The following is a 7696-nucleotide window of genomic DNA, read 5'->3' on the forward strand; positions in this document are numbered from 1 at the left end:
TCAGTAACATCACCATCAGAATTAAATCGCTTAACCTTGAATGTAGGAGCATTCCACGTGCCATTCTCATACTTAGCATTACCACCTAAAGACTTCGCAACACCGCTCCCTAGTGCATGAAGCTGATTACCCGTTACGGCATCCGTGGAACCAGCATTAATCGAACCATCTAAAAGAAATGTAAGCTTGCTATTACTTTTGCTATCTTTCTCTCCATGCGTCGCTACAAAAGCATGTGCAGTATCGCTCCAATGCAAGGAATCACTCTTTGCTTCAGCAATATCTTTGCTAAGTTCATTCTTAATATTCGTGATAGAATTATTCATATTTACGAAAGAAGTTCCTACACCAGCAAACGCTGTTGCTACATCATGATACTCTTTATCTTCTGTTTTGCCATCTTCTTTCACGCTCTTAACCGTGAATGTAGGTACACTCCAAGTTCCATCCGCATAACTAGCATTACCACCTAAAGATTTTGCAACCCCAGTGCCTAACGTATAAAGCTGGGAACCATTAACGGCATCGGTTGACGTTTTTGAGAGCTCACCAGGAGAAACATCCAAAAGACGCCGTGTCTCACCTTTACTATTCCGAATAGTTATTTGAGTTAATGGTGAGGTACCAGCAATAGTTATTATCTTTTCATCGTCCGCTCGGACTAATTCACGAGATAAGCTTCTTATAAGAGAAAAGTTGTCTGTATTTTCATGCAGATCATCACCGTGAGATGGATTATCTTGTTTTCCCCCAATAGCATGGGGTTCCTTTATCTCAACAATCTGATGATTTAAACCTGCCAAATCACTATTAGTGCCAGAAAATGCATCCGCAACACTTTTATAACCTTCTACATTCTTATAACCTTCCGTACCTGAAAATGCAGTATCAAAAGCAGCTTTAGTCTGAAACTTAATATTAAGACTTAAGTTCTTGGGGGCATACTCCCCCTCCACAAATGCAGAGCCACTATCTCTATACAATTTACTGCCAACTACATAGGCTGGCGGTATACCTTTAAGCGCATTTGTACCACCACTAAAGTCGTTTGATATGTTATTTAAAATCTGAGTAGCAGCAGCAACAGGAGAAACATTTGATAAAAATATAATCACTGAAGCCAATGAAAGCGCTTTAATAAAAAGCCGTCGATAAAACGAGCAAGAATCTCTACAATCATTCACCACTAGCGCTTTTGGTGTGGTATATAATTTTTTCATAACAAATTCTCCAAATAGGAAAGACATATTTAGAACATTAAAAAGTCATATTTCAGTGTTAGAAGTGATTAACGACGTGATTTTTTTGTTCTTTATAAAGTTTGAGTTTGCCGCAGAGGCGAACAGAAGTAATTAGAAGTCTAGCAAGGTTGCAATCAATCTTGATAAACGATGTGGTTAATGGGTTTTTTATTTTTTCCGCCTTTAAGAAGGGTGCTTTTTTTGCAACAAAACTCCTGGATGAGGGTGAAAAACAGGTATGAAGAAGACATACTTGCACCCTATTGTTAGGTCTGCGGTTTATAGTTTTAAAAGTAAAAGAGTTCATTTTATATGATTAAGAAGCTGTAAGGTATTATTAGGGGAAAAGTTTAAGTTGTCGGCTGAATGATTTAGAGTACTTGTTGTGAAATCATTACGCTTTTATCGCGGGGATAAGCGGCATACTCTTGAGCTTTGGAGTAAAATGAGGATGATTGTGTGTGTTGTTCATAATCAACTGCCCCCCCTTGCGAGCATTTTTCTGTTTTTGCCAAAATGAGTCTTACTAAAGAATATTTTGTGATGTTATAGACTATTGAGTGAAATAGCAAGAAGAAAATGAATTTAATTATTTTTACAGAATGAGTCTTTCCGATTTATATAACTGTGAAATATCCTTATAACTTTAAAACTTATAGATTCCATGCACTATAGACTTGTCTAGAGATTCTGTTTCATAGTTTTATTTAAGTGTCCCATTTTGATCAAAATGAGTCTTACTAATAATTGCTGCTGTTGCGTGCCTCATGATTGCTACTGCTATGTACAGAGCAAATAAATAAAATAATAAAATAGGATTTTTAAATTTTTAAACGTATCCCCCAATGGATATTTTCTATCAATGAAATTATAGAACGTACAGTTTTAAAATACTGCGCAATTACGCACTGAGAGTACTACTCTGTATTTGTAAAATTTTTGTTAAAGTGCTTTACTTCTTACTAAAATCAATCTCACTAAGATTATTACTATAAAATACATTGGTATAAGAATTTAATTATTATAAGAATTTATAAATATACTACTCTATGGCCTTCTCTGTAAAATATTACTTCTCTATAATATAAAATTTCGCCCCTGTCTAAGAAGACAAGGGCGAAACTTCGCTTAAATTGTAGTTTTTCATATTCTCTGGTGTTATTTTAATTTCAGAGTTATTCCACCACCTACACCCCACTGACCGCCAGCACTGGTTGCTGATAGATTAGAACGAATCTTGCCATCTTCAGATGTATAACCTGCACCAATCGCAAAGGCAGATTGTCCACGCCAAAAACCGCCACCAAATGAAACACTCACAGATCCTGGGTCATCGAAGTAACGTAAGTTAGAGACTGCCAAACCAATCGCTGCTGCTTGCCTTGCCTCTTTGCGCACATTCGTAATATCATAACTTAGTGCGTCAAACTTCATATCGGTATAGGATTTTGCCTCGTTAACACCATTATTGACTTGATCGTCCGTATACTTTTTCGCACTTTCAAGAGTAATCTTCATCTGCTCCGCGGTATGATCGTATAACTGACCACCATTCACTGCGTCCTTAGAGCCATGTTCAATTTTTCCATCTTTAATATTAGTAATCAAAACAGGCTCACTGTCATCGACACCTTTTAGAGTGATGCTACTGATTTTCTTTCCGCTATCATCGGTATCATAGCTAACCGCAACATTCACCTTGTTTTCAACTTCTGTTACCCTGTCTGTAACGCTGTCTACCTTTTTTTCAACGCCTGTTACCCTGTTACTCATCTGTGAAAACTGATTGTCAGTCACCTCATAAGTTGACTTTTCTAAAATTTCACTAGGAGCAACAGTTACCGTGGTTGAATTATCCGCCTCATCTATGGCGCTTTCTTCCTCATCTATGGCAAGAGGTAAGCTTCTTAGAAAACGTGCGCTTCTCATAAAAGGAAAGCCTTTTGAAATAACATCCGAAGGATCACCATTTTGTGGTTTACCCTCTGTTTCACCAATACCAAGGCCATTCTTCATATCAACAATCTGATTATTCAAAACGGTGAAAGCACTATTAACGCCTGCCAATGCATCCGCAACATTAGTATATTTTTTCTCAGTTTCCTTACCATTCTTATCAAAGGCTTTAACTGTGAAAGTCGGAGCACTCCAATTTCCACCTTTATATCCAGAACCACCACCGAAATAAGTAGCAATCTGGTTGTTTATCGAATAGAGCTGAGAACCAGTTATAGCATCAGTCGACGTTTCTGAAATCTCACCAGCAGCAATATCAAAAAGACGCCGGCTTTCACCTTCACTACTCATAAAACTTACTTGTTTTAATGGTGATTTAGGAGCAACAGTTATCGTAGTTGGAACCTTTACATTACCTAAAGCACTAGGTAAGCTTCTCATAAAAGGAAAGCCTTCTGAAATGATATCATTCAAATCACCGTCTTGATGGGTGTGTTCCTTTTCTTCAATACCAGGCTTATTCTTTATCTTAACAATCTCCTCATTCAAACTTGTGAAAGCACTATTAACGCCAGAAAACGCATCTGCAACATTAGTATAGTTTTTCTCAGTTGCATTACCATCCTTATCAAAGGCTTTAACTGTAAATGTAGGAGGTGACCATTTTCCATCTTTATAGCCAGCACCACCGCCAAAATAACTTGCAAATGCCTGAGCCATCAAATAAATTTGACCACCATTTACTGCTTCGGTCGATGTTGCCGTAAATGCACCCCCTTTAACACCAGAGATAACTCGTGGAAAATTAATACCGTTTGCAATATCTATTCTATCACCACCCTTGTCTCCACCAATCGTAATAAGCCCAACGCTATTTTGCTTAACAAAACTATCACCTGTCACACTTTCGATCTTTTGATTAAGATTCGTAAAAGAACTACTTACACCAGAAAGCGCATCCCCAACATTCTTATAGTTCTTTTCAGTCCCACTACCATTTTTATCAAAAACCTTAACTGTAAAAGTAGGAGCATTCCAGTTTCCATCTTTATCATATCCAGCATTATCACTAAAATAGCTAGCAACTACATTGCTCATGGCATAAAATTGAGAGCCATTTATCGCATCAGTCGATGTTGCTGTAATCGAACCAGCCTTAACACCCGCAAGAGTCCGTGTCACATTATCAACATTTGCTATATTTACCTGGACCCCTCTTACTTTTCCACCAATGGTAATAAGTCCGGTATCATCTTGCTTAACAAGATCATCACCTGTCCCATTAATGACTATATTCTCAATCTTTTTATCAAGATTTGTGAAAGAACCACTTACGCCAGTAAAGGCATCCGCAACATTAGTATACTTCTTTTCAGCTCCATTACCATCCTTATCAAAGACCTTAACTGTAAAAGTAGGAGCACTCCAGTTTCCATCTTTATAGCCAGCACCACCACCAAAATAGCCTGCAACTACATTGCTCATGGCATAAAGTTGAGAACCATTTATCGCATCAGTGGACGCTGCTGCAATCGAACCAGCCTTAACACCCGAAAGAGTCCGAACTGCATTATCAACGTTTGCAATGCTTACCTTAGTTCCACTTACTTCTCCACCAATGCTAATAAGCCCCGTATCATCTTGCTTAACAAGACTGTTACCTGTCGCATCAATGACTATATTCTCAATCTTTTTATCAAGATTCGTGAAAGAACTATTTACGCCAGTAAAGGCATCCGCAACATTAGTATACTTCTTTTCAGCTCCATTACCATCCTTATCAAAGACCTTAACTGTAAAAGTAGGAGCACTCCAGTTTCCATCTTTATAGCCAGCACCACCACCAAAATAGCCTGCAACTACATTGCTCATGGCATAAAGTTGAGAACCATTTATCGCATCAGTGGACGCTGCTGCAATCGAACCAGCCTTAACACCCGAAAGAGTCCGAACTGCATTATCAACGTTTGCAATGCTTACCTTAGTTCCACTTACTTCTCCACCAATGCTAATAAGCCCCGTATCATCTTGCTTAACAAGACTGTTACCTGTCGCATCAATGACTATATTCTCAATCTTTTTATCAAGATTCGTGAAAGAACTATTTACGCCAGTAAAGGCATCCGCAACATTAGTATACTTCTTTTCAGCTCCATTACCATCCTTATCAAAGACCTTAACTGTAAAAGTAGGAGCACTCCAGTTTCCATCTTTATAGCCAGCACCACCGCCAAAATAGCCTGCGACTACATTGCTCATGGAATAAAGTTGAGAACCATTTATCGCATCAGTGGACGCTGCTGTAATCGAACCAGCCTTAACACCCGAAAGAGTCCGAACTGCATTATCAACGTTTGCAATGCTTACCTTAGTTCCACTTACTTCTCCACCAATGCTAATACGTCCTGTATCATCTTGCTTAACAAGACTATTACTTGCCACCTTAATATTTTCAATCTTTGCATCAAGATTCGTGAAAGAACTACTCACGCCAGTAAAGGCATCCGCAACATTAGTATACTTCTTTTCAGCTCCATTACCATTTTTATCAAAGACCTTAACTGTAAAAGTAGGAGCTATCCAGTTTCCTTTTCTATCGTATCCAGCACCACCGCCAAAAGAGATCGCAGTACTGATGCCTTGAGAAAAAAGCTGAGAACCATTGACTGCATCATACGAGATTGGCGAAACCCAACCATCAGCAACACCAGTAAGAGTCCTCAATCCATGAGAGCTATTTGCGATAGTTATTCTATTACCACCTACGTCCGCACCAATTGTAATAAGTCCTGATGCATCTTGCTTAACAAGCTTATTGCCCGCAACTTCAGCAGTATAACGTTCCAAACCATATAATGCAGAGCCAACATCTCTATATATTTTACCGTTAATTATATAGGTTGGCGCAATACTTTTACGTATATTTGTACCTCCACCAAAATACTGTGCTACATTACCCCAAAGATCACAAGCAAAAACAGGAGAAGTATTTGATAAAAAGACAGCTACTGACACTAATGAAAGCGTTTTAATAAAAGGTAATCGATAAGACGAGCAAGAATTTTTTAAATTACTCACTGCTAGCGTGTGTGGTGTGGTATATATTTTTTTCATAATAAATCCTCTAAGTAAAAAAAGATATTTAAAACATCAAAAAGACATATTCCGGTGCTACTTAGCTCCAGAGGTTGTTTTTTCTTGTTTTATAAAAGATTAGGGTTGTCATAATGCGGAAGAGGACTATCTAAGATATCAATGAGATAGAAGTCGACGTTGATCGATAGTCCAATTAATGTGGTTTTTATTTATCCCCCTTTAAGGAGGGGTGTCTTTCTTTAGCAGAGCCTTTAAATTTAAAGGTGAAGAAAGGTGAAAAAAGTGTAGAAAAAACATATTTGTGTACTATTATTAGGGGTTGTGTGTTTAAGAGGCAATAAAATGTTTATTGCGGAAGGGATTTAAGCTGTTTGTTGAGTAATTTAGAGCGTTTTTTGTAGGGTTATTGCGCTTTTTTCGTGAAAATAAGCGAGATATCCCTGAGTTTTATATTTGTATCTCTTAAAGCTCTTTGAGATTAGATGATTGTGATTTTGTAATTTTTCCATAACTTACCGCACCCCGCTTTGCGAGAAGATTTCTAGTTTCTTTTAATTAATTTTTCGCACTCTATACAGATTATTAAAAAATAGCAAGGAAAAAATGAGACTTTTTATTTCTTTAAGAACACCCCTCGTGGATATTTCTATTATAAAATTATAAACTGTATAGTTTTCAAATATTGTGCGGTTACACGTACTCTGTTAATTTATATGAAAACATCCCTCTGCATTTGTAGTTTTTTTGTTAAAATGTTTCACTGTAACTAAAATTAGTCCCACTAAGATTATTATTACAGAATACATTATTATAAAACTTTACAAGTATACTACTCTATGAATTTCTGTGTAAAATATCACTTCTTATAAAATTTTTACCCTTGTCTGATGAGACAAGAAGGCAAAACTCTCTTAAAAATAAATATCGATTACTCAAATAATTCCTTTTGGAGGTGATAAATGATTTTTTCATATAAAATTTCACAAAAAATATATTTTTACTCGAAATACGCCCTTATCTTCTATTGCTATTCATTTATGATGAAAATAACTTTCCTTCTCTTTAAATGGCACATGTAACGCATTTGATAAGAGAAGGAAAATTTATTTCGAATTTTCTATTGTTAATTCAGTGTTACCCTAAACCCAGCACCTACACCCCAATGTCCCCCAGCACTCGTTGCAGATACGTTAGAGCGAAATCTTCCATTTTCAGACATATAACCAGCTCCAATAGCAAGTGCAGATTGACTGCGCCATACACCCGTACCAAGTGAAAAACTTAATTTTCCCGGTGTATCGTCATAGCTTAAATTAGATACTGCTAGACCAATAGCAGCAGCTTGTCTTGCTTCTTTCCGAACATCCTGAATAGCATAATTCAATGTCTCAAACTTTATATCC

Annotated in this window: 2 protein-coding genes and 1 pseudogene; all 3 read right to left on the reverse strand. The window is 37.1% G+C overall.

Features of this window, described 5'->3' with window-relative positions; translation table 11 throughout:
* Nucleotides 1–1220, reverse strand: a pseudogene (locus ACFIMG_RS05150) (hypothetical protein); the annotation flags it as partial.
* Nucleotides 1221–2399: 1179 nt separating this feature from the next.
* Nucleotides 2400–6311, reverse strand: coding sequence for a YadA-like family protein (locus ACFIMG_RS05155; RefSeq protein ID WP_375693574.1), 3912 nt, complete (start codon nucleotides 6309–6311; stop codon nucleotides 2400–2402).
* Between the two features lie 1105 nt (nucleotides 6312–7416).
* Nucleotides 7417–7696: YadA-like family protein (locus ACFIMG_RS05160; protein ID WP_375679972.1), on the reverse strand; the 280-nt coding region annotated here is incomplete at its 5' end.

This window comes from Bartonella sp. AP11XZML (assembly GCF_042196445.1).
Lineage (GTDB): Bacteria > Pseudomonadota > Alphaproteobacteria > Rhizobiales > Rhizobiaceae > Bartonella.

What these genes read in the sequence shown, in the direction of transcription:
- ACFIMG_RS05155 (WP_375693574.1), bottom strand. Translation starts at nt 6,311, where the DNA reads ATGAAAAAAATATATACCACACCACACACGCTAGCAGTGAGTAATTTA.